The 21,792-nt window shown below is 70.2% G+C and carries 23 protein-coding genes; 19 read left to right on the forward strand and 4 right to left on the reverse strand.

Annotated features, from left to right (window positions below; translation table 11 throughout):
- Positions 1–34: 34 nt before the first annotated feature.
- The 17 genes from ACTFAP_RS21475 (at position 35) to ACTFAP_RS21555 (ending at position 14,893) form a co-directional block, all read left to right on the forward strand.
- Positions 35–1,156: an LCP family glycopolymer transferase gene (locus ACTFAP_RS21475; RefSeq protein ID WP_495681967.1), complete on the forward strand. Its 1,122-nt coding sequence runs from the start codon at positions 35–37 to the stop codon at positions 1,154–1,156.
- 121 nt (positions 1,157–1,277) lie between these two features.
- Positions 1,278–1,502, forward strand: a complete 225-nt coding sequence (gene rpmE / locus ACTFAP_RS21480) for a 50S ribosomal protein L31 (RefSeq protein WP_030733572.1) — start codon at positions 1,278–1,280, stop codon at positions 1,500–1,502.
- A gap of 118 nt (positions 1,503–1,620) precedes the next feature.
- Positions 1,621–2,691, forward strand: coding sequence for a peptide chain release factor 1 (gene prfA / locus ACTFAP_RS21485; RefSeq protein WP_453856523.1), 1,071 nt, complete (start codon positions 1,621–1,623; stop codon positions 2,689–2,691).
- Between the two features lie 16 nt (positions 2,692–2,707).
- Entirely contained in the window at positions 2,708–3,601 is an 894-nt protein-coding gene (prmC, locus tag ACTFAP_RS21490; RefSeq protein WP_495681968.1) for a peptide chain release factor N(5)-glutamine methyltransferase, read from the forward strand.
- A gap of 19 nt (positions 3,602–3,620) precedes the next feature.
- The gene (locus ACTFAP_RS21495) at positions 3,621–4,268 is read left to right on the forward strand and encodes an L-threonylcarbamoyladenylate synthase (RefSeq protein ID WP_030733576.1); all 648 of its coding nucleotides are present in this window, start codon (positions 3,621–3,623) and stop codon (positions 4,266–4,268) included.
- Positions 4,265–4,930, forward strand: a complete 666-nt coding sequence (locus tag ACTFAP_RS21500; RefSeq protein WP_390121392.1) for an arsenate reductase/protein-tyrosine-phosphatase family protein — start codon at positions 4,265–4,267, stop codon at positions 4,928–4,930. Before ACTFAP_RS21495 ends, ACTFAP_RS21500 begins: the two co-directional genes overlap by 4 nt.
- Before the next feature lie 69 nt (positions 4,931–4,999).
- Positions 5,000–6,394 (forward strand): MraY family glycosyltransferase, encoded by a 1,395-nt coding sequence (locus ACTFAP_RS21505; RefSeq protein WP_500469533.1) that lies wholly within the window; start codon positions 5,000–5,002, stop codon positions 6,392–6,394.
- Positions 6,395–6,596: 202 nt separating this feature from the next.
- Positions 6,597–7,022, forward strand: coding sequence for a Cg1360 family ATP-synthase-associated protein (locus ACTFAP_RS21510; RefSeq protein WP_030733580.1), 426 nt, complete (start codon positions 6,597–6,599; stop codon positions 7,020–7,022).
- Positions 7,023–7,298: 276 nt separating this feature from the next.
- Positions 7,299–8,105 (forward strand): F0F1 ATP synthase subunit A, encoded by an 807-nt coding sequence (gene atpB, locus ACTFAP_RS21515; protein WP_390121390.1) that lies wholly within the window; start codon positions 7,299–7,301, stop codon positions 8,103–8,105.
- Positions 8,106–8,188: 83 nt separating this feature from the next.
- Positions 8,189–8,425 (forward strand): ATP synthase F0 subunit C, encoded by a 237-nt coding sequence (gene atpE, locus ACTFAP_RS21520; RefSeq protein ID WP_019435880.1) that lies wholly within the window; start codon positions 8,189–8,191, stop codon positions 8,423–8,425.
- A gap of 40 nt (positions 8,426–8,465) precedes the next feature.
- Positions 8,466–9,029: a F0F1 ATP synthase subunit B gene (locus ACTFAP_RS21525; protein ID WP_030733583.1), complete on the forward strand. Its 564-nt coding sequence runs from the start codon at positions 8,466–8,468 to the stop codon at positions 9,027–9,029.
- Positions 9,026–9,844, forward strand: a complete 819-nt coding sequence (locus ACTFAP_RS21530) for a F0F1 ATP synthase subunit delta (protein ID WP_495681969.1) — start codon at positions 9,026–9,028, stop codon at positions 9,842–9,844. Before ACTFAP_RS21525 ends, ACTFAP_RS21530 begins: the two co-directional genes overlap by 4 nt.
- A gap of 119 nt (positions 9,845–9,963) precedes the next feature.
- Complete coding sequence (atpA, locus tag ACTFAP_RS21535; RefSeq protein WP_390121388.1) at positions 9,964–11,535, forward strand: F0F1 ATP synthase subunit alpha; 1,572 nt, start codon at positions 9,964–9,966, stop codon at positions 11,533–11,535.
- Between the two features lie 2 nt (positions 11,536–11,537).
- Positions 11,538–12,467: a F0F1 ATP synthase subunit gamma gene (locus ACTFAP_RS21540; protein ID WP_495681970.1), complete on the forward strand. Its 930-nt coding sequence runs from the start codon at positions 11,538–11,540 to the stop codon at positions 12,465–12,467.
- A 2-nt stretch (positions 12,468–12,469) separates the two neighbouring features.
- Positions 12,470–13,924 carry a F0F1 ATP synthase subunit beta gene (gene atpD / locus ACTFAP_RS21545; protein WP_390121386.1) on the forward strand — a complete coding sequence of 485 codons (1,455 nt, stop codon included), beginning with the start codon at positions 12,470–12,472 and terminating at the stop codon, positions 13,922–13,924.
- A 96-nt stretch (positions 13,925–14,020) separates the two neighbouring features.
- Positions 14,021–14,404 (forward strand): F0F1 ATP synthase subunit epsilon, encoded by a 384-nt coding sequence (locus ACTFAP_RS21550; protein ID WP_390121385.1) that lies wholly within the window; start codon positions 14,021–14,023, stop codon positions 14,402–14,404.
- A gap of 42 nt (positions 14,405–14,446) precedes the next feature.
- The gene (locus ACTFAP_RS21555) at positions 14,447–14,893 is read left to right on the forward strand and encodes a DUF2550 domain-containing protein (protein WP_030733591.1); all 447 of its coding nucleotides are present in this window, start codon (positions 14,447–14,449) and stop codon (positions 14,891–14,893) included.
- Between the two features lie 73 nt (positions 14,894–14,966).
- Here ACTFAP_RS21555 and ACTFAP_RS21560 read toward each other — a convergent pair whose 3' ends face one another.
- The 4 genes from ACTFAP_RS21560 to ACTFAP_RS21575 all read right to left on the reverse strand — a co-directional run bounded on the left by ACTFAP_RS21560 (position 14,967) and on the right by ACTFAP_RS21575 (position 19,755).
- Complete coding sequence (locus tag ACTFAP_RS21560) at positions 14,967–16,238, reverse strand: glycoside hydrolase family 18 protein (RefSeq protein ID WP_500467160.1); 1,272 nt, start codon at positions 16,236–16,238, stop codon at positions 14,967–14,969.
- Between the two features lie 248 nt (positions 16,239–16,486).
- Positions 16,487–17,761, reverse strand: coding sequence for a glycoside hydrolase family 18 protein (locus tag ACTFAP_RS21565; protein ID WP_500467161.1), 1,275 nt, complete (start codon positions 17,759–17,761; stop codon positions 16,487–16,489).
- A gap of 111 nt (positions 17,762–17,872) precedes the next feature.
- The gene (locus ACTFAP_RS21570; RefSeq protein ID WP_500467162.1) at positions 17,873–18,559 is read right to left on the reverse strand and encodes a response regulator; all 687 of its coding nucleotides are present in this window, start codon (positions 18,557–18,559) and stop codon (positions 17,873–17,875) included.
- Positions 18,556–19,755 (reverse strand): sensor histidine kinase, encoded by a 1,200-nt coding sequence (locus ACTFAP_RS21575; RefSeq protein WP_500467163.1) that lies wholly within the window; start codon positions 19,753–19,755, stop codon positions 18,556–18,558. Before ACTFAP_RS21575 ends, ACTFAP_RS21570 begins: the two co-directional genes overlap by 4 nt.
- An 80-nt stretch (positions 19,756–19,835) precedes the next feature.
- Here ACTFAP_RS21575 and ACTFAP_RS21580 point away from each other — a divergent pair, with 80 nt between their 5' ends.
- Both ACTFAP_RS21580 and ACTFAP_RS21585 read left to right on the forward strand, forming a co-directional pair.
- A complete protein-coding gene (locus ACTFAP_RS21580; RefSeq protein ID WP_495681975.1) occupies positions 19,836–21,083 on the forward strand; it encodes an outer membrane protein assembly factor BamB family protein in 1,248 nt (415 codons plus the stop codon).
- Between the two features lie 129 nt (positions 21,084–21,212).
- Entirely contained in the window at positions 21,213–21,791 is a 579-nt protein-coding gene (locus ACTFAP_RS21585) for a hypothetical protein (RefSeq protein WP_495681976.1), read from the forward strand.
- The last annotated feature ends 1 nt before the right edge of the window (position 21,792 follow it).

The raw sequence follows: 21,792 nt of genomic DNA on the forward strand, positions 1-21,792 counted from the left end.
TGCGGCCCTCGCCGTATCGGGTGAAACTGGGGCAATGGCGGATGACTCCGCGGATGACGCTCTGCCGCCCGGCGCGTCGGCCCTGACCGCACACACGCGCCGCAGGCGCCGCAGGCTGCGCGTCGCGGCCCTCACCACCGCCGCGGCGCTCACCGTGACCACCGCGGCGGGGGTCGCCCTGTACGTGAAGTTCGACGGCAACATCGCCGGCCTCGACATCGACTCCGCACTGGGCGGGGACCGGCCCGAGGACGCCCCGCACGGCTCCCTGGACATCCTCGTCCTGGGCTCGGACTCCCGGGCGGGCGGGAACGGCGTCTACGGCTCCGAGGACGGCGCCCGCGCCGACACCGCGATGATCGTGCACATCAACGAGGAGCACGACGCCGCCACCCTGGTGTCCATCCCCCGCGACACCCTGGTCACCCGGCCCGCCTGCGACCGGGCCGACGGCACCACCGTCCCCGAGGCCCCGCGCACCATGTACAACGAGGCGTACGAGATCGGCGGGCCCGCCTGCGCCGTCAAGACCACCGAGTCGCTGACCGGCATCAGGATGGACCACTACATCGAGATCGACTTCAAGGGCTTCGAGAAGATCATCGACACCCTGGGTGGCGTCGAGATCACCACCCGCGAGGATCTGCACGACCCCGACAGCCGCCTCGACCTCGCCGCCGGCACCCACACCCTGGACGGGGCGCAGGCCCTGGCCCTGGTCCGCACCCGGCACGCCATCGGCGACGGCAGCGACCTGGGACGCATCCGGCTCCAGCACACCTTCGTCCGCGCCCTGGCCGAACAGGTGGGCAGCATCGGCCTGTTCGGCAACCCGAAGAAGCTGTACGACCTGGCCGACGCCGCCACCTCCTCCCTCACCACCGACTCCGCCCTGGCCTCCGTCTCCGAGCTGACCGGCCTGGCCCGTACCCTCAAGAACATCGGGCCCGACCAACTGGACATGATCACGCTGCCGGTCGCCCACGACGAGCACGACCCCAACCGGGTGGTGCCCCTGTCGCCGCAGGGCGAGCAGCTGTGGGAGGCGCTCCGGCGGGACGAGCCGGTGCCGCAGGCCGCCCGCGAGGGCTCCGCGGCCGAGCAGGAGCCGCCCGCCACCCAGGTCACCCCGGGGGCGCCGGGGGGCGGGGAATAACGGTCCCGGCACCCTCGTTTTGGACGGAGCGGACAGTGCTGGCAGACTGAGCCGCTGGCTCCGGTTCACGGCACGCATCGGGCGTGCCGACCCGGCGCCCTCCAGAACGCAAGGAGAGACCATGAAGCGCGACATTCACCCGGAGTACGTCGAGACCCAGGTCAGCTGTACCTGTGGGGCGTCTTTCACCACCCGCAGCACCATGACCGAGGGCAACATCCGTGCCGACGTCTGCTCCGAGTGCCACCCGTTCTACACCGGCAAGCAGAAGATCCTCGACACCGGTGGCCGCGTGGCCCGCTTCGAGGCGCGCTTCGGCAAGAACGCCGGGGCCGCGAAGAAGTAGCCCCACCCCTGGCGCCGGGCCCGGTCACACCCCCTCGCGGAGGCGGCCGGACCGGCGCCTTTCATGTCTCCGCTCCACCCGCTGTCCCCCGGTCCCATCCTTCTCCCAGGAGTACACGATGTTCGAGGCGGTCGAGGAACTGATCGGCGAGCACGCCGACCTCGAACGGCGGCTCGCCGACCCCGCGGTGCACGCCGATCAGGCCACCGCGCGCAAGCTGAGCAAGCGGTACGCCGAGCTGACTCCGATCATCGCGGCGTACCACTCCTGGAAGCAGTACGGCGAGGACATCGAGACCGCCCGGGAACTCGCCCAGGAGGATCCGGAGTTCGCCGCCGAGGTCAAGGAACTGACCGCCGCCCGCGAGGCCGTCACCGAACGGCTGCGGCTGCTGCTGGTGCCCCGCGACCCCAGCGACGACAAGGACGTCATCCTGGAGATCAAGGCGGGTGAGGGCGGCGACGAGTCGGCCCTGTTCGCCGGCGATCTGCTGCGCATGTATCTGCGCTACGCCGAGCGCGTGGGCTGGAAGACCGAGCTGATCGACGCCAACGAGTCCGACCTCGGCGGCTACAAGGACGTCTCGGTCGCCGTCAAGACCAAGGGCAACGCCGAGCCCGGCACCGGCGTGTGGGCCCGCCTGAAGTACGAGGGCGGGGTGCACCGCGTGCAGCGGGTGCCCGCCACCGAGTCCCAGGGCCGCATCCACACCTCGGCGGCCGGCGTGCTGGTGCTGCCCGAGGCCGAGGACGTCGACGTGGAGATCAACCCCAACGAGCTGCGCATCGACGTCTACCGCTCCTCGGGGCCCGGCGGCCAGTCCGTCAACACCACGGACTCCGCCGTGCGCATCACGCACCTGCCCACCGGCATCGTCGTCTCCTGCCAGAACGAGAAGAGCCAGCTGCAGAACAAGGACCAGGCGCTGCGCATCCTGCGCGCCCGGCTGCTGGCCGCCGCCCAGGAGGAGGCCGACAAGGAGGCCTCGGACGCCCGGCGCAGCCAGGTGCGCACCGTGGACCGTTCCGAGCGGGTCCGCACCTACAACTTCCCCGAGAACCGCATCTCCGACCACCGCGTGGGCTTCAAGGCGTACAACCTCGACCAGGTCCTGGACGGCGAGCTCGACGCCGTCATCCAGGCCTGCGTCGATGCCGACTCCGCCGCCAAGCTCGCGGCGGCGCAGTGATCGTAGGGTGGGGAACGTGACGTCATCATCCGGGTCATCCGCCACCGGGCCTTCCTCCTACCCCCGTTCCCTGCTGCTCGCCGAGGTGGCCCGTGCCACCCAGCGGCTGGCCGACGCCGGGGTGCCCTCACCACGCTTCGACGCCGAGGAACTGGCGGCGTACGTGCACGGCACCGAGCGTTCCCGGCTGCACCTGGTCGCGGACGCCGAGTTCGACGCCCGCTACTGGGAGGCGATCGCCCGCCGCGAGGCGCGCGAGCCGCTCCAGCACATCACCGGGCGGGCGTTCTTCCGGTACCTGGAACTCCAGGTGGGGCCCGGGGTGTTCGTGCCGCGCCCGGAGACCGAGTCGGTGGTGGGCTGGGCGATAGACGCGGTACGGGCCATGGATGTCGCCGAGCCGCTGATCGTCGATCTGTGCACCGGTTCCGGAGCGATCGCGCTGGCGCTGGCCCAGGAGGTGCCGCGCTCCCGGGTGCACGGCGTGGAGCTGGACGAACGGGCCCTGGGATACGCGCGGCGCAACGCCGAGGGGTCCCGGGTCGTCCTGCACCAGGGGGACGCCCTGAGCGCCCTGCCGCAGCTCGGCGGCCAGGTCGATCTGGTGATCTCCAACCCGCCCTACATCCCGCTCACCGAGTGGGAGCACGTGGCGCCCGAGGCGCGCGACCACGACCCGCAGCTGGCGCTGTTCTCCGGCGAGGACGGCCTGGACACCATCAGGGGCCTGGAGCGCACCGCGCACCGGCTGCTGCGGCCGGGCGGCATCGTGGTCATCGAGCACGCCGACACCCAGGGCGGTCAGGTGCCGTGGATCTTCACCGAGGACCGCGGCTGGGCGGACGCCGCCGACCACCCCGATCTCAACAACAGGCCGCGGTTCGCCACCGCCCGCAGGGTCAATCGATGACCAAGGAGGACGTTCACTGATGGCACGGCGATACGACTGCACGGACGTGGTCGACCGCAAGCACGGGCTGCGCGAGGCGGCTTCCGCCGTGCGGCGCGGCGATCTCGTCGTCCTGCCGACGGACACGGTGTACGGGATCGGCGCGGACGCGTTCAGCACCACCGCGGTGGGCGATCTGCTGGAGGCCAAGGGCCGTGGCCGCGGGGTGCCCTCCCCGGTGCTGGTCGGCTCCCCGAACACGCTGCACGGCCTGGTCACCGACTTCTCCGAGCAGGCGTGGGAGCTGGTGGACGCCTTCTGGCCGGGCGCGCTGACCATCGTGGCCCGCCACCAGCCGTCCCTCACCTGGGACCTGGGGGAGACCCGCGGGACGGTGGCGGTGCGGATGCCGCTGCACCCGGTCGCCCTCGAACTGCTCAAGGACTTCGGCCCGATGGCGGTCTCCTCCGCCAATCTCACCGGCCACCCGGCGCCCCAGAACTGCGACGCCGCCCAGGAGATGCTGGGCGACTCGGTCGCGGTCTACCTGGACGGCGGCCCGACGCCCGACATCGTGCCCTCGTCGATCATCGATGTCACCCGGCCGGTTCCCCGGCTGCTGCGCGCCGGTGCGGTGAGCGAGGAGGAACTGCGCAAAGTCGTGCCCGACCTGGAGATCTCCCATTGACCGCGCTTGCGGACAGTGGCATACGGCAGCCGGAGCCGACCGAGCCGGCCGGCGGGGTCCGCCCGGTCTTCCGGATACTGCATGTCAGTACGGGGAATGTGTGCCGCTCACCGATCACCGAACGCCTCACCCGGCAGGCGCTCGACCAGCGCCTGGGCGGGTTCGGCGACTCCCTGGTGGTGGAGAGCGCGGGCACGTGGGGGCACGAGGGTGCCCCGATGGAGGAGCACGCCGCTCAGGTGCTGTCCGAGTACGGGGCGGACGCCGCGGGGTTCTTCGGCCGTGAGCTGCTGGACGAACACGTCATCCACGCCGATCTGGTGCTGACCGCCACGCGTGATCACCGGCAGCAGGTGATCGCCATGGGGCACTCGGCGGGCCTGCGTACGTTCACGCTCAAGGAGTTCACCCGGCTGGTGCGGGCGATCGACGTCAGCACGCTGCCCGCCGGCGGGTCGCCGGAGGCGCTGGTGCACCGTGCGCGGGCGCTGTCCAGCGCGGCGGCGGCGCTGCGCGGCTGGCTGCTGGCGCCGACGGCGGAGGCGGACGAGGTGCAGGATCCTTATGGCGCCCCGATCCCGTACTTCCGTAGCATCGGCGAGGAGATCAGGGCCGCGCTGGATCCGGTGGTCACCGCGCTGACCGGGGTCCCGGCCCCGTAGGACGGGCCCTGAGCGCCGGAGGAGGTCAGCGGGCATGAGAAGGTATGGCGCTGAGGACCGGCGAGACTTCTGGGGCAGCCTGTGCGTGAATATCTCCTGACGCTCTGTGTCGCGGCTGCGGTCACGTATCTGCTGACCGGACCGGTACGGAAGTTCGCCATCGCGGCGGGTGCGATGCCCGAGGTGCGCGCGCGTGACGTGCACCGGGAGCCGACACCGCGGCTGGGCGGCATCGCGATGTTCGGCGGGCTGTGCGCGGGGCTGCTGGTCGCCTCCCAGCTGTCGAACACCTCCGAGGTGTTCCGGCTGTCGGACGAGCCGCGGGCGCTGCTGTCCGCGGCGGCGCTGATCTGGCTGCTGGGGGTGCTGGACGACAAGTGGGGCGTGGATGCCCTGGTCAAGCTGGGCGTGCAGATGGTCGCGGCCGGGGTGATGGTCCTCCAGGGGCTGACGATCCTGTGGCTGCCGGTGCCGGGCGTCGGGGTGGTGGCGCTGACCCCGTTGCAGGGCACGCTGCTGACCGTGGCGCTGGTGGTGGTGACCATCAACGCGGTGAACTTCGTGGACGGCCTGGACGGTCTCGCGGCGGGCATGGTGTGCATCGCGGCGGCGGCGTTCTTCCTGTACGCGTACCGGGTCTGGTACGGCTACGCGATCGAGGCGGCGGCGCCCGCCACGCTGTTCGCGGCGGTGCTGATGGGCATGTGTCTGGGCTTCCTGCCGCACAATCTCCATCCGGCGCGGATCTTCATGGGTGACTCCGGGTCGATGCTGCTGGGGCTGATCCTGGCGGCCGGCGCGGTCTCCATCACCGGCCAGGTGGACCCGGACGCGATGAAGCTGTTCACCGGCTCGGTGCGCGGCGCGGTCCACGAGATGGTGCCGGTCTACATTCCGCTGCTGCTGCCGCTGACGATCATCGCGGTGCCGTTCGCGGACCTGGTGCTGGCGATCGTGCGCCGCACCTGGAACGGGCATTCGCCGTTCGCCGCCGACCGGGGGCATCTGCACCACCGGCTGCTGGAGATCGGCCACTCGCACCGCCGTGCGGTGCTGGTCATGTACTTCTGGTCGGGCCTGATCGCCTTCGGCGTGGTGGGGTTCTCGGTGCAGGGGGTCGGCGCGTGGATCGTGCCGGGTGTGGTGGGGCTGAGCGCGCTCGGGCTGATCGTGCTGCTGCTGCCCCGGTTCCCGCTCAAGCCGCCGGCGCGGTGGCGGCGTCCGGAGCCGGCGGGTGCCGTCTCACCGGCTCCCCGGGGCGGCGAGGGCGAGGCCGGCGCCGCGGTGGCGGGCCCGCAGACGCCGGGCGCGGAAGCGGCGGGTTCGGACGAGCCGGGCGCGGCTCCGGTCGCCGAGGGCTCCGCGGTGGCCACGGCGACCCGCGAGCACGGTCTGAACGGGGCCACCGCGGTGGGTGAGCGGCAGCGTTTCGCACGGCGCCGCAAGATCGATACCAGGTTTTGACCCCACACAGACGTGGTCAAGTGGAGAGTGCCCGATTCACCCACTTGTGTGAGGCCCTACACACGAAATGAGTAAAGACCTCATCAAAAAGTTTGTGATAGCGTTCACGAGTACTCGGCCCGAGCACTCTGTGTCCGGGACGGGACGTTCGCTCACTCGTCAATGACGACAGTCCCTGAAGCCCCCGCCGGAGAACATTTCCATGCAGTCCAACGACGCCCGGATACTCCGAGGCGCCGCGGTTCCCACTGCCGTGGCCGGAGTACTGGCCACCGCGACAGGAGCCTTTCTCTCAGGGGCGGAAGGCGCGTACAGCGTCGCCCTGGGGGTCTTCATCGCCGCCGCCTTCTTCGCTCTGGGGCTGCTGGCCCTGGGCTATGTCAACCACCGCTGGCCCGAGTTGTTCTTCGGCGCCGCCATGGTGATATACACATCGCAGATGGGCGTGCTGTTCGTGGTGCTCATACTGCTCCGGGACGCGGCCTTCCTGCACGGGCGGGCCTTCGCGGCGGGAGTGCTGGTCGGAACGGCCGTGTGGCTGGCCGGCCAGGTGCGCGCGCACATGAATCTCAAGATCCTTTATGTGGTACCGGAATCCTCCTCGTCGTCATCCGGCGGTCCGATGTGATCTCCGGTGCCGTACGGCAGTCCGGTCAAACCGGGGGCGGCATACGGGCTGTCATCGTGGACTGCTATCGTCCCTCGCCGAGAGCTGAGTGGATCGCGGTGTGCCGGCTGTGCGGGACAGCCGAGCACTTCGCCCTGAATCCCGCCGGACCGCGCGGACCCCGCCGGACCGGTCTCTCTCCCGTCCCCACCAGTCCAGTGCCGTCCTGTGGCCTGCGGTCACGCCGACACACCGAGGTTGCCGTATCCATGCGTCACGCCGAAGGAGCTCACGGTGATGAATGACCAGGTGCTCGCCTTCGAGACCGACTGTCACCTTTTCCAGGAATGCGGCTTCCCCGCTCCGTCCGTGTGGTCGTTCATCTTCGATCCGCTCTTCAGCGTCGGGCCGATCGAGTTCAACAAGGCCATGCTGCTCGCGCTGCTCGGCACCGTGGCGATCCTCTCCTTCTTCTGGGCGGCCTTCGCCCGGCCGAAGGTCGTGCCCGGCAAGCTGCAGATGGTGGCGGAGGCGGGGTACGACTTCGTCCGCAAGGGCGTCGCCCGCGAGATCATGGGCAAGAAGGGCGAGCCGTACGTCCCGCTGCTGGTCTCGCTGTTCTTCTTCGTCTGGGTCATGAACCTGTGGGCGGTCGTGCCGCTCGCGCAGTTCCCGGTGACCTCGGCCATCGCGTTCCCCGCCGGCCTCGCCGTCGTGGTGTGGGTCACCTACATGACGGTGACCTTCAAGACGAACGGTTTCGTCGGCGGCCTGCGCAATCTGTGTGTGCCCAGTGGGCTGCCCAAGGGGATCTACGTGATCCTCACGCCCATTGAGTTCATCTCCAACGTCTTTCTGCGGCCCTTCACGATGGCGGTCCGGCTCTTCGCGAACATGTTCGCGGGCCACCTGCTGCTGCTGCTGTTCATCATCGGCACCTGGTACACGCTGGGCACCGTCGTCGGCACGTTCTACTCGATCACGTCGTTCGCCCTGGCGCTGGTCCTCACGGTCTTCGAGATGTTCATCCAGGCCCTGCAGGCCTACGTGTTCGTCGTGCTGACCGCCACCTACCTCTCCCAGGCGCTCGAAGAAGCGCACTGAGAGCACACAGACCCTCACGACCGACCGCATGACACCGGTGGACACACCTCCGCCGGCCCACCACAGAGAAGGAACCAACGGACATGTCCGCAGCTTTCGACACCCTCGCCGCCGTCAACGGCAACATCAACACCATCGGCTTCGGTATCGCGGCGATCGGCCCCGGTGTCGGCGTCGGTATCGTCTTCGGTAACGGTGTCCAGGCGATCGCCCGCCAGCCCGAGGCCGCCGGCCTCATCCGGCAGAACATGCTGCTGGGCTTCGCCGTCATCGAGGCGCTGGCGCTGATGGGCTTCGTGCTGGCGTTCGCCCTCAGCTGAGCGTCCCATCGAAGCCCTTACCGACGAGAGGTCCACAATCATGATCAACATGGCTGCCGAGGGGCCCCAGAGCCCCTTGCTGCCGGTGTGGCCCGAGGTCTTCATCGGACTGTTCTGCTTCGGCATCATCTTCTTCGCCTTCTACAAGAAGCTCCTCCCCTCCATCAACAAGGTGCTGGACGAGCGTCGCGAGGCGATTGAAGGCGGCATGGAGAAGGCCGAGGCCACCCAGGCCGAGGCCCGCCAGACGCTGGAGAGCTACAAGGAGCAGCTGGCCGAGGCGCGTCACGACGCCGCCCGGCTGCGCCAGGAGGCCAAGGAGCAGGGCGCCGCGCTCATCGCCGAGATGCGCGAGGAGGGTCAGCGCCAGCGCGAGGAGATCATCGCCGCGGGGCACGCCCAGATCGCGGCGGACCGCAAGCAGGCCTCCGAGCTGCTGCGCCAGGATGTCGGACGGCTCGCGACCGAGCTGGCCGGCCGGCTGGTCGGCGAGGCGCTGGAGGACAACGCCCGGCAGAGCCGTACCATCGACCGCTTCCTGGAGGAGCTGGAGGGCAAGGCCGCCGCGGCTCCCTCCGGTGACGCCGCCGGAGCCGCGCGGTGATCGGCGCCAGCCGGGAGGCCCTGGAGGGCGGCCGGGAGCGGCTGAACGTACTGACCGACAGTACGGCCACCGATCCCGCCGCCCTGGCCGAAGACCTGGCCGCCGTCACCGCGCTGCTGAACCGCGAGGTCTCGCTGCGCCGTGTCCTCACCGACCCGGCCCAGCCGGGCGAGGGCAAGGCCGACCTGGTGACCCGCCTGCTGAGCGGACAGGTCGGCGGCCCCACCGTCGACCTGGTGTCCGGCCTGGTGCGGTCCCGCTGGTCCGCCTCCCGGGACCTGGTGGACGCGGTCGAGGAGCTGGCGGACTCCGCCGACCTCATCGCGGCCGACCGGGCGGGCCACCTGGACACGGTCGAGGACGAGCTCTTCCGGTTCAGCCGGATCCTGTCCGGCTCCCCGGAGCTGCGCGCCGCGATCGCCACGAAGGACGAGCGGTCCCTCACGGCCAAGAAGGAGCTGGTGCGCCGGCTGCTGGGCGGCCGGGCCGACCAGGTCACCGAGCGGCTGATCCTCCGCCTCGTGGAACATCCGCGGGGACGTAGCCTGGACCAGGGGCTGGAGGCGCTCTACACGCTCGCCGCCGCCCGCCGCAACCGTTCGGTCGCGGTCGTCACCTCGGCGGTGCCGCTGAGTGACACCCAGCGGGACCGGCTCGGCCGGGCGCTGGCGAAGCTGTACGGGCGCGAGGTCCAGCTGAACCTCGACGTCGACCCGGCGGTCCTCGGCGGGATCTCGATCAGGATCGGGGACGAGGCCATCCAGGGCACCGTCGCCGACCGTCTGGACGAGGTCACCCGGCGGCTGGGCGGCTGACTCCGCCGCGGGCGCCCGGCGCCCGTGGCACACCACCAACTCAAGAAGCATGACGAGCGGCCCGAGTTGGGCCGTAGCGCACGAACTTACGGGCCCAACAAGGAGAGCAGGGAACCCAGATGGCGGAGCTCACGATCCGGCCGGATGAGATCCGGAGCGCACTGGAGGATTTCGTCCAGTCGTACACCCCGGACGCGGCCTCGCGGGAAGAGGTCGGGACGGTCAGCGTTGCCGGTGACGGCATCGCGAAGGTCGAGGGCCTGCCCTCGGCCATGGCGAACGAACTGCTGGAGTTCGAGGACGGCACCCTCGGCCTCGCCCTCAACCTTGAGGAGCGGGAGATCGGCGCCGTCGTCCTCGGCGAGTTCAGTGGCATCGAGGAGGGCCAGCCGGTGCGCCGCACCGGTGAGGTGCTCTCCGTCGCCGTCGGCGAGGGCTACCTGGGCCGGGTCGTCGACCCGCTCGGCAACGCCATCGACGGCCTCGGCGAGATCGAGACCTCGGGCCGCCGTGCCCTGGAACTGCGGGCGCCCGACGTCATGCAGCGCAAGTCGGTGCACGAGCCCATGGAGACCGGCTACAAGGCCGTCGACACCATGACCCCGATCGGCCGCGGCCAGCGTCAGCTGATCATCGGCGACCGGCAGACCGGCAAGACCGCTCTGGCGATCGACACGATCATCAACCAGCGCGACAACTGGCGCTCCGGCGACCCGAAGAAGCAGGTCCGCTGCATCTACGTCGCCATCGGCCAGAAGGGCTCCACCATCGCCTCCGTGCGCGGCGCCCTGGAGGAGGCCGGCGCGCTGGAGTACACGACGATCGTCGCCGCTCCCGCGTCCGACCCGGCCGGCTTCAAGTACATCGCCCCCTACACCGGCTCGGCCATCGGCCAGCAGTGGATGTACGAGGGCAAGCACGTCCTGATCATCTTCGACGACCTGTCGAAGCAGGCCGACGCCTACCGCGCCGTCTCGCTGCTGCTGCGCCGCCCGCCGGGGCGCGAGGCGTACCCCGGTGACGTCTTCTACCTGCACTCCCGGCTGCTGGAGCGCTGCGCCAAGCTGTCCGACGAGATGGGCTCCGGCTCCATGACCGGCCTGCCGATCGTGGAGACCAAGGCGAACGACGTGTCGGCGTTCATCCCGACCAACGTCATCTCCATCACCGACGGCCAGTGCTTCCTGGAGTCCGACCTGTTCAACGCGGGCCAGCGGCCGGCGCTGAACGTCGGTATCTCCGTCTCCCGTGTCGGTGGCTCCGCGCAGCACAAGGCGATCCGCCAGGTCACCGGTTCGCTCCGGGTGGACCTCGCGCAGTACCGCGAACTGGAGGCGTTCGCCGCCTTCGGTTCCGACCTGGACGCTGCCTCCAAGGCCGCCCTGGAGCGCGGTAAGCGCATGGTCGAGCTGATCAAGCAGGAGCAGTACAACCCGTACCCGACCGAGCACCAGGTCGTCTCCATCTGGGCCGGTACCAACGGTCTGATGGACGACATCCCGGTGGAGGACATCCGCCGCTTCGAGCGTGAGCTGCTGGACTGGCTCGGCCGCGAGAAGAAGGATCTGCTGACCTCCATCCGTGAGGGCGGCAAGATGAGCAACGACACGCTCCAGGCGATCGCCGGCGCCGTGTCCTCCTTCAAGCAGCAGTTCGAGACCTCGGGCGGCAAGCTGCTGGGCGAGGGCTGATCATGGGCGCTCAGATTCGTGTCCTCAAGCGCCGGATCAAGTCCGTCACCGCCACCAAGAAGATCACCCGGGCGATGGAGATGATCGCCGCCTCGCGCATCGTCAAGGCGCAGCGCAAGGTGGCGGCGTCCGCGCCGTACGCAGACGAGCTGACCAACGCGGTCACCGCCGTGGCGCACAGCTCGGACGTCAAGCACCCGCTGACGACCGAGGTGGAGCGCCCGCGACGGGCCGCGGTCCTGCTGATCACCAGCGACCGCGGTCTGGCAGGCGGATACTCCTCGAACGCCATCAAGGCCGGGGAGCATCTGACCAGCGAACTGGTGAGTGAGGGCAAGGAGGTCGACACGTACATCGTCGGCCGCAAGGGTGTGGCGTACTACGGATTCCGGGAGCGGGCCATCGCCGACTCCTGGACCGGCTTCACCGACAGCCCGACGTACGCCGACGCCAAGATGATCGCGGAGCCGCTCATCGAGGCCATCGAGCGGGACTCCGACAAGGGTGGGGTCGACGAGCTGCACATCGTCTTCACCGAGTTCGTGTCGATGATGACGCAGACCCCCGTCGAGCGGCGGATGCTTCCGCTGACCTTCGAGAAGTCTGCGGAGGAGTCCGCGGCGGTCTTCGCCAAGGGCGCGCAGGCGCACGCCCTGTACGACTTCGAGCCCACGGCCGAGAAGGTGCTTGACGCCCTTCTCCCGCGGTACGTCGAGAGCCGTATCTACAACGCCCTCCTCCAGGCCGCCGCGTCCAAGCACGCGGCGACCCGGCGGGCGATGAAGTCGGCGACCGACAACGCGGAGGAGCTCATCAAGTCGCTGTCGCGGCTTGCCAACGCGGCCCGTCAGGCCGAAATCACCCAGGAAATCACCGAGATCGTCGGTGGCGCGAGCGCCTTGGCCGACGCGACCGCGGGAAGTGACCGATAATCATGACTACTGCTGCTGAGGCGGCCCCCCAGCAGGGCACCGCCACGGGACGGGTCGCACGGGTCATCGGCCCGGTCGTCGACGTGGAGTTCCCCGTCGACGCGATTCCCGACATCTACAACGCGCTGACCGTCGAGGTCGAGGACCCCGCGATCAAGGGCACCACCAACACCCTCACCCTCGAGGTCGCCCAGCACCTCGGCGAGGGCATGGTGCGCACCATCGCGCTCGGCCCGGCCGACGGTCTGGTCCGCCAGTCCCCGGTGACCGACACCGGCAAGGGCATCACCGTGCCCGTCGGTGAGGTCACCAAGGGCCGGGTGTTCAACACCCTGGGCCACATCCTGAACGAGCCCGAGGCCGAGGCCGAGGTCACCGACCGGTGGGAGATCCACCGCAAGGCGCCGGCGTTCGACCAGCTCGAGTCGAAGACCGAGATGTTCGAGACGGGCCTGAAGGTCGTCGACCTGCTGACCCCGTACGTCAAGGGCGGCAAGATCGGTCTGTTCGGTGGTGCCGGTGTCGGCAAGACCGTGCTGATCCAGGAAATGATCATGCGTGTGGCGAAGCTGCACGAGGGTGTTTCCGTGTTCGCCGGTGTCGGTGAGCGTACCCGTGAGGGCAACGACCTCATCGAGGAAATGGCCGACTCGGGCGTGCTGCCGCAGACCGCGCTGGTCTTCGGTCAGATGGACGAGCCGCCGGGGACCCGGCTGCGCGTCGCGCTGGCCGGTCTGACCATGGCGGAGTACTTCCGCGATGTGCAGAAGCAGGACGTGCTGTTCTTCATCGACAACATCTTCCGCTTCACCCAGGCCGGCTCCGAGGTGTCCACCCTGCTGGGCCGGATGCCGTCGGCCGTGGGCTACCAGCCGAACCTGGCGGACGAGATGGGTGTGCTCCAGGAGCGCATCACCTCGACCCGTGGTCACTCCATCACCTCGATGCAGGCGATCTACGTGCCCGCGGACGACCTGACGGACCCGGCGCCGGCCACCACCTTCGCCCACCTGGACGCCACCACGGTGCTGTCCCGGCCCATTTCCGAGAAGGGCATCTACCCGGCGGTGGACCCGCTGGACTCGACGTCCCGGATTCTGGACCCGCGCTACATCTCGCAGGACCACTACGACACCGCCATGCGGGTCAAGGGGATCCTCCAGAAGTACAAGGACCTCCAGGACATCATCGCCATTCTCGGTATGGACGAGCTGGGCGAGGAGGACAAGCTCACCGTCAGCCGCGCGCGGCGGATCGAGCGCTTCCTGTCGCAGAACACCCACGCGGCGAAGCAGTTCACCGGCATGGACGGGTCGGACGTCTCGCTGGACGAGTCGATCGCCGCGTTCAACGGCATCGCCGACGGTGACTACGACCACTTCCCCGAGCAGGCGTTCTTCATGTGCGGTGGTCTGGACGACCTGAAGGCGAAGGCCAAGGAGCTGGGCGTCTCCTGATTGGTACGCCCGTGGTGCGCACGGAGGCGGGGGGTGCCCCCGCCTCCGGTGCACCGGCCATCTATTCTTCACATATCCAGGGGATGAGGAGCCATCGTGGCTGAGCTGCACGTCGAGTTGGTCGCCGCGGACCGCAAGGTCTGGTCGGGCGAGGCCAGCCTGGTCGTCGCGCGCACCACTTCGGGTGACATCGGGATCATGCCCGGGCATCAGCCGGTGCTCAGTGTGCTGCAATCGGGCCCGGTGACCATCCGTACCACGGGTGAGAGCGGGACCGGCACGGTCGTCGCGGCGGTGCACGGCGGATTCCTGTCGTACACCGACGGTAAGCTGTCGCTGCTCGCGGAGATCGCGGAGCTTGCGGACGAGATCGACGTCGAGCGTGCGGAGCGTTCCCTGGAGCAGGCCAAGGCGGACGCGGACGCCCACGCCGAACGGCGCGCGGATGTCCGGCTGCGTACCGTGGCGGCGGGGCGCTGATCCGCACAACGGACACACAACGGGGCGAGGAGGTCGGTTGAGATGGTCCTCGCGTTGGTTGTGGTCGGCGCCGTGCTGGCGCTGGTTGTGCTGGGACTGCTCGGTTTCGGGGTGCGCAGGCGGCTGATTCAGCGGCTGGGTGGCACCTTCGACTGTTCGGCGCGCTTCCGGGCGCCGAAACCGGGCCAGTCCCTGGGCAAGGGCTGGATTTATGGGGTCGCACGCTACAACGGAGACCGGGTCGAGTGGTTCCGGGTCTTCTCGTACGCGGTGCGGCCCCGTCGTGCTCTGCAGCGCGACCGCATCCAGGTGCGGGAACGGCGCGAGCCGCAGGGCGAGGAGGAGCTGGCGCTGCTCTCGGGCGCCGTGGTGCTCTCCTGCCGGCACGACGGGGACGATGTCGAGCTGGCGATGAGCGAGGACGCGCTGACCGGCTTCCTCGCCTGGCTGGAGGCGGCGCCGCCCGGCCAGCGGGTGAACGTCGCGTAGGACCCGGCACGAGCGGCCGGGGGAACGGAGATCCGTTCCCCCGGCCGCTTTGTGCGCCTGCCGTGCCGGTGGGTCAGTTCAGGCCGGTGTGGATGGCGTCGACCAGCGCGCCGTCCGCGGAGTCACCGGAGAACTCCCAGAAGAACGCGCCGCCCAGGCCCTGGTCCTTGGCCCAGCCCATCTTGTCGGTGACGGTCTGCGGGGTGTCGTAGCTCCACCACTGGCTGCCGCAGTGCGCGTACGCGGTGCCGGCGACCGTTCCGGTGGCGGGGCAGTTGGCGGCCAGCACCTTGTAGTCCTCGATGCCGGCCTCGTAGGTGCCGGGTGCGGCGCCCGAGGCGGTGCCGCCGGGTGCCGCCTGGCTCACGCCGGTCCAGCCGCGGCCGTAGAAGCCGATGCCCAGCAGCAGTTTCTCGCTGGGCACGCCCTGGGCCTTGAGCTTGGCGATGGCGTCGGCGCTGTTGAAGCCGTCCTGCGGGATGCCGTCGTAGCTCTCCAGCGGGGAGTGCGGGGCGGTGGGTCCGGTGGCCGCCCAGGCGCCGAAGAAGTCGTAGGTCATGACGGCGAGGTAGTCGGCGTACTCGGCGCCGGTCGCGTAGTCGGCGGCGTCGATCTTGCCGCCGTCGGAGGCGTCCGCGGTGATGGCGGCGGTGACCAGCTGGTCGCCGAAGACGCCGCGGAAGGCCCGCATCATGTCGCCGAAGACGGCGGGGCCGCTGGTGTCGCAGCTGTCACCGCAGGCGTTGGGGTACTCCCAGTCCAGGTCGATGCCGTCGAAGACACCTTCCCAGCGGGGGTCGTTGACCAGGTTGTAGCAGGACTGGGCGAACCGCTCGGGGTTCTGCATGGCCTCGCCGAAGCCCTTGGACCAGGTCCAGCCGCCGAAGGACCACAGCACCTTGAGGTCGGGGTTGAGTTCCTTGAGCTGGAGCAGCTGGTTGAAGTTGCCGCGCAGGGCACCGGTGTCCCAGGTGTCCGCCTCACCGGAGACGGATTCGGCGGCGCTGTAGAAGCGGTCGTAGGCGGCGTAGGAGTCGCCGATCGTACATTCGCCGTTCTGCACGTTGCCGAAGGCGTAGTTGATGTGGGTGATCTTGTCGGCGGAGCCGGAGTCCACGATGTTCTTGACGTGGTAGTTGCGGTTGTAGACGCCCCACTCGGCGAAGTAGCCGAGCTTGACGTCACCCGCGGTGGTCTCGGCGACGGGGGTGGGGGTCCTGTCCTCCTCCGCCTGGGAGGTGGAGGCGAAGGCCAGCATGCCTCCCAGGGGGAGGGTGAGCGCCGCCGTGATGGCGACGACCTTGCGCTTGGTGCTGCTCAGGGTGCGGTGTAGCCCCTTGCTCACGGGTCGCTCCTTGGTCGCGGAGAGGTGGGGGGAACTGAGCAGGGAGCGTAGAGAGGTCTGGACCAGTGGTCAATGGGGTCCGTACCAAAGAAAGTCTGGCTTGCGGTGCCCTTAAGTCTGCGTTGAGGAGGGCCGGTCGGGGGCGGCCGGGTGAATCCCGGACTCCCGCGCGAGCACCGCCACGTCCGAGGGGCCGGGAGGACGGATCACCGTCCACCCGGCCGCGTTCATGTCGGGTGCTCGGTGGGTCAGCCGTTCAGACCGGTGTGAATGGCGTTCACGAGGGCGCCGTCCGCGCTGTCACCGGAGAAGTCCCAGAAGGAGGCCCCGCCCAGGTCCTGCTCCTTGGCCCAGGCCATCTTGTCGGTGACGGTCTGCGGGGTGTCGTAGCTCCACCACTGGCTGCCGCAGTGCGCGTAGGCGGTGCCGGCGATCGTGCCGGTGGCGGGGCAGGTGGCGGCGAGCACCTTGTAGTCCTCGATGCCGGCCTGGCGCGTACTGGGTGCGGGCCCGGAGGCGGCGCCGCCCGGTGCGGCGTCGCTCACGCCGGTCCAGCCCCGGCCGTGGAAGCTGATGCCCAGCAGCAGCTTCTCGGAGGGCACACCCTGGGCCTTCAGCTTGCTGATGGCGGCGGCGCCGTTGAAGCCGTCCACCGGAATGCCGTCGTAGCTCTCCAGCGGGGAGTGCGGTGCGGTGGGCCCGGTGGGGGACCAGTCGCCGAAGTAGTCGTACGTCTTCACGGTGAGGTAGTCGGCGTACTCGGCGCCGGCCGCGTAGTCGGTGGCGTCGATCTTGCCGCCGTCGGAGGCGTCGGCGGTGATGGCGGCGGTGACCAGCTGGTCGCCGAAGACGTTGCGGAAGGCGTGCATCATGTCGGCGAAGGCGTCAGGGTCTGACGCGTCGCAGTTGTCACGGCAGGCGTTGGGGAACTCCCAGCCGAGGTCGATGCCGTCGAAGACACCGTGCCAGTACGGGTCGTTGACCAGGTTGTAGCAGGACTGGGCGAACCGGTCCGGGTTCTGCATGGCCTCGCCGATGTTCTTGGACCAGGTAAAGCCGCCGAAGGACCACAGCACCTTCAGGTCCGGGTTGACCTCCTTGAGCTGGCGCAGCTGGTTGATGTTGCCGCGCAGGGCGCCGGTGTCGTCCTCGCCCGAGACGGACTCGGCGGCGCTGTAGGAGCGTTCGTGGGCGGCGTATTCGTCACCCATCCTGCATTCGCCGTGCTGCACGTAGCCGAAGGCGTAGTTGAGGTGGGTGATCTTGTCGGCCGAGCCGGAGTCCACGATGTTCTTGACGTGGTAGCCGCGGTAGACGTCCCACTCGGTGAAGTAGCCGACGTTGATGGCGCCGGCCGCGGTGGTGCCGGTGTCGTCCGTGACGGTGGGGGTGGTGGGATCCTCGCCGGCCTGGGAGGTGGAGGCGAAGGCCAGCATGCCGCCCAGCGGGAGGGTCAGGGCCGCCGTGATGGCGACGACCTTGCGCTTGGTGCTGCTCAGGGTGCGGTGTAACCCCTTGCTCACAGGTCGCTCCTTGAAGAGGGAGAAGTGGGGGGAACTGAGCAGGGAGCGTAGGAAGGTCTGGACCAGTGGTCAAGGGGACCCGTACCTGGCGAAAGCCGAGGCTGCGTGCCCCTAAGACCGCGGTGAGGACGGCGGGTTGGGGCCGGGGCGGAGGGCCGATTCCTGGGCCAGTACGGCGGCCTGCACCCGGCTGCGCAGCCCGAGTTTGCCGAGCAGCCGGCTGACATGGGTCTTCACGGTGGCTTCGGCCAGCCGCAGCTCGGCGGCGATCTCGGCGTTGGAACGGCCCGCGCCGAGCTGCGCCAGCACCTCGCGCTCGCGGCGGGTGAGAGAGGCCAGCGCCGCCGGGTCCACGGAAGGACCGCGCGGGGGCTCGCCGGACCGGGCGAACTCGCTGATGAGGCGCCGGGTGACGGCCGGGGCGATCATGCCCTCGCCCGCCCGTACGGTGCGCACCGCCTCGATGAGCGTGGCGGCGTCGCTGTCCTTGAGCAGAAAACCGGCCGCGCCGGCCCGCAGCGCGCCGAAGACGTAGGCGTCGAGGTCGAAGGTGGTGAGCACCAGGACGTCCGAGGTGCCCTCGGTGGTGATCTCCCGGGTCGCCGACACCCCGTCCAGGCGCGGCATCTGGATGTCCATCAGCACCACGTCGGGGCGTAGTTCGCGGGCCAGGCGGACGGCCTCCACACCGTCCGGCGCCTCACCGACCACCTCGATGTCGGGGGCGGAGCGCAGAATGAGCACGAGGCCCAGGCGGACGGCCGCCTGGTCCTCGGCGATGACGACCCGGATGGTCACGCGGTGGTGGTCCCTTCGGTGAGCGGAAGACGGGCCAGCACCTGCCAGCGGTCACCCTCGCCGTACGGACCCGCGCTGAACGTGCCGCCCAGCAGGGCCACGCGTTCCCGCATCCCGGTCAGCCCGGCACCCGACCCCGGCGCGCGGGGGCGGGAGGTGTCCTGGCCGGCGGCGGCGTTGGGGCTGGTGACACACACCGTCAGGGACTGTGCGTCGTCCTGGTCGAGCCGGACCCGGACCTCGCCGGGCGTGGCGTGCTTGAGCGCGTTGGTGAGCGACTCCTGGACGATACGGTACGCGGCCAGGTCCACCGGCGCGGGCGGCCGGGGACGGTCCGCCCGCCGGTCCTCGGCCGTGACGCGCAGCCGGCCGGCGGCGCTGCGGGCGGCGCGGGCGATCAGCGCGTCGAGCGAGTCGAGTCCGGGCAGCGCCTCGGGGGCCGCCTCCGGGTCGTCCGCCCGCAGGATGCCGATCAGCCGGCGCATCTCGGCCAGGCCCTGGGTGCTGTTCTCCCGGATGATCGTCAGCGCGTCGCGGCCGGCGTCCGGATCGTCCAGGGTGAGGGCGGCGGTGGAGTGGATGGCGATGGCCGAGAGATGGTTGGCGACCACGTCGTGCAGTTCGCGGGCCATCCGGGCGCGTTCGTCGGTGATGGCCTGCACCCGGTCCATCTCGGCCAGCAGCGCCGTCTGTTCGGCCCGGAGCCGGGCGTGGGCCGCGCTCTCGCGGTGGCCGCGGACGATGGCGGCGGTCCAGGCCGGGGTGGCGGTGACCGCGGCGGCCAGCACCCCCAGCGCCAGCGCCTGCGGGTCACGCAGCCAGGCCAGGGCGCCCACCGTGACGGCGACGGTGAGGGCGACGCTGCCGCGCAGCACCGCCCGGCTCAGCCGCGGTCCGCCGTACAGCACGGCGGCGTACACCACGTCCGTGAACATCAGCAGCACCGCCAGCAGTCCGCCCGTCAGGGAGTCCCACAGCACGGCGGCGGCGCCGATGCCCAGACACCACCCCGGTGCGTTGCGACGCAGCAGCTCCGCGCCGCACATGACGAGCAGCCCGATCAGCGCCACCGGCGAGTACGGGCCGACGCTGACCACCGAGAAGACGTCGTACCGGACCCCGGTCAGCCCGCCGGCCAGTCCGACGACGGCGATACCGATGTCGTAGCGGTGCGGGCGGACCAGTGGCAGGGGCATGGAACCATCACAGCACGCCGGGCATCTTGTGGGGGAGCGCGGGACGGTGTCGTGGACCGGCGCGATGTGAGGGGAACGGGATGCGTGGAAGTCAGCTGCTCCGGGCCGGTGTGCTGGTGGGGGCGGTCCTCGTGGTCGGCGGGGTGGCACTGCTGACGTCCGATCACACGCCGGACCCGCCGGAGCTCGCCGAACGCTGGGTCTCCGGCTCGATGGCCGGTGTGCACGAGCCGGGCGATGTGGTGGCGACCTGGTTGACGGATGGCGCCGTCGTCGCCGTCACGGGGGTCGGCACGTGGGCGTTCGACGCGGCCACCGGGGAGAGGCGGTGGGAGCTGCCGGTCCGGGAGACCGGGCTGGTGCCCTGCGCGGCCTCCCCGGCACCGAACGCCGACGGGATCGCCGCCCTCCTCTTCGAGGATGTCGCGGAACCGTCGAACGACGGGGAAGGTGGGCGTTGCGACACCGTGGGCGCGCTGGACACCCGCACCGGCGAACTGCTCTGGAGTGAGCGGCTGGACTGGGGCCCGGGCCCGGACCATCGGTCCGCGACGCTGCTCACCGCCGGCAGCGAGGTGATCACCGCGGACGTCGAGGAGTGGTCCAGCCACCGGTTCACCCTCGACGGCACGGCACTGCCGCTGCCGGTGCGCCCGGGCAGCGACCCGTGCTCCGAGACACGATGGATCCAGGGCAGTGAACTGACGCTGCACCTCCATCTGTGCGAGGAGTACAGCATCACCGCCTTCGCCACCCAGAGCGGGGAAGAACTCTGGACCGCGCCCACCACGTACAGCTGGTCCGTGCTGCGCTGGTACGTCGCCGTCGCCGACGCTCCATTCGTCGTGACCACCGAGACCGGGGCGACGGTCTACGGGTCGTCCGGAGCACCGATCCGTCACGTCGAGTACGAGGGCCGGTTGGGCGGCGCGCCGGAGGTGGTGGGCGGGTCCGTGCTGGTGGCTCCGGAGGAGGACGGCACGGGGTCTGGATGGCGCGGCATCCCGTTCGGCTCCGACCCGGAGTGGGTGCACCTGGGGCCGGAAGGCTCCGTGCCGGCGGGCGCCGTGGAAGAGCACGTTCTGCTGGTCTCTCCGGCCGGCGGTGCCGAGGCAGGGGCGCACGAGAATCGGGAAGAGGCCGGTGGCGAGTACCGCCTGTCGTACGTGGCCGCCGCCAACGGGAAGGCGACCGAGAAGGGCCGCTTCCGCACGGACCCGGTGATCGCCGCCGTCGCCGGCGAGGACACCCTCTACACGATCACGGCCGCCGGAACACCCGCCGGGCACCCGATCGCCCACCTCAGCGCTTACCGCCTCCCGGGCTGACGCGCCGGGCGGCGGCCCGCGCTCTTACATCGAAGTGTGTAGCCGGGCGAGTCCGATCTCCTCACGGATGACGACGCGGGGACGGGGTGGCGGGCGGCAGGCTTGAGGGGTGCGGAAGGAGCCCCTGTCGTGATCGTGTACCTGATCATCGCTGCCGAGATCGCCTTCTGGGTGGTCCTGGCGGCCGGTCTCGCGGTGCGGTACGGACTGCGCCGGCCCCGCGCGGGCGGCGCGCTGCTGCTGTGCGTGCCGCTGATCGACGTGCTGCTGCTGACGGCCACGGTGCTGGACCTGCGCGGTGGCGCGGAGCCCGCGATGTCGCACGCGCTGGCCGTGCTGTATCTGGGCTTCACGGTGGGCTACGGCCACTATCTGATCCACTGGGCGGACGGCTGGGCCGCGCACCGCTGGGGCGGCGCGCCGCGCCCGGCCAAACCGCCGCGGTACGGCTGGGCGCGGGCCCGCCACGAATGGCGGTTGTGGCGGATGACGCTGGTGGGGATGGGCCTGTCGCTGGTGGTGGCGCAGCTGATGCTCTGGCTGATCGACCGTCCAGCGGCGGCGGAGCCCCTGCACGGCGCCCAGTGGGCGGCCGTGCGGATCCTGGGCATCCACGGGATCATCGCGCTCAGCTACACGATCTGGCGCAAGAACCCCCCGGCGCCCGCCGCCCCGGCCGCGGAGCGGCGGGAGGCACCGGTGGCCTGAG

It is taken from the genome of Streptomyces sp. PH9007, assembly GCF_059813725.1.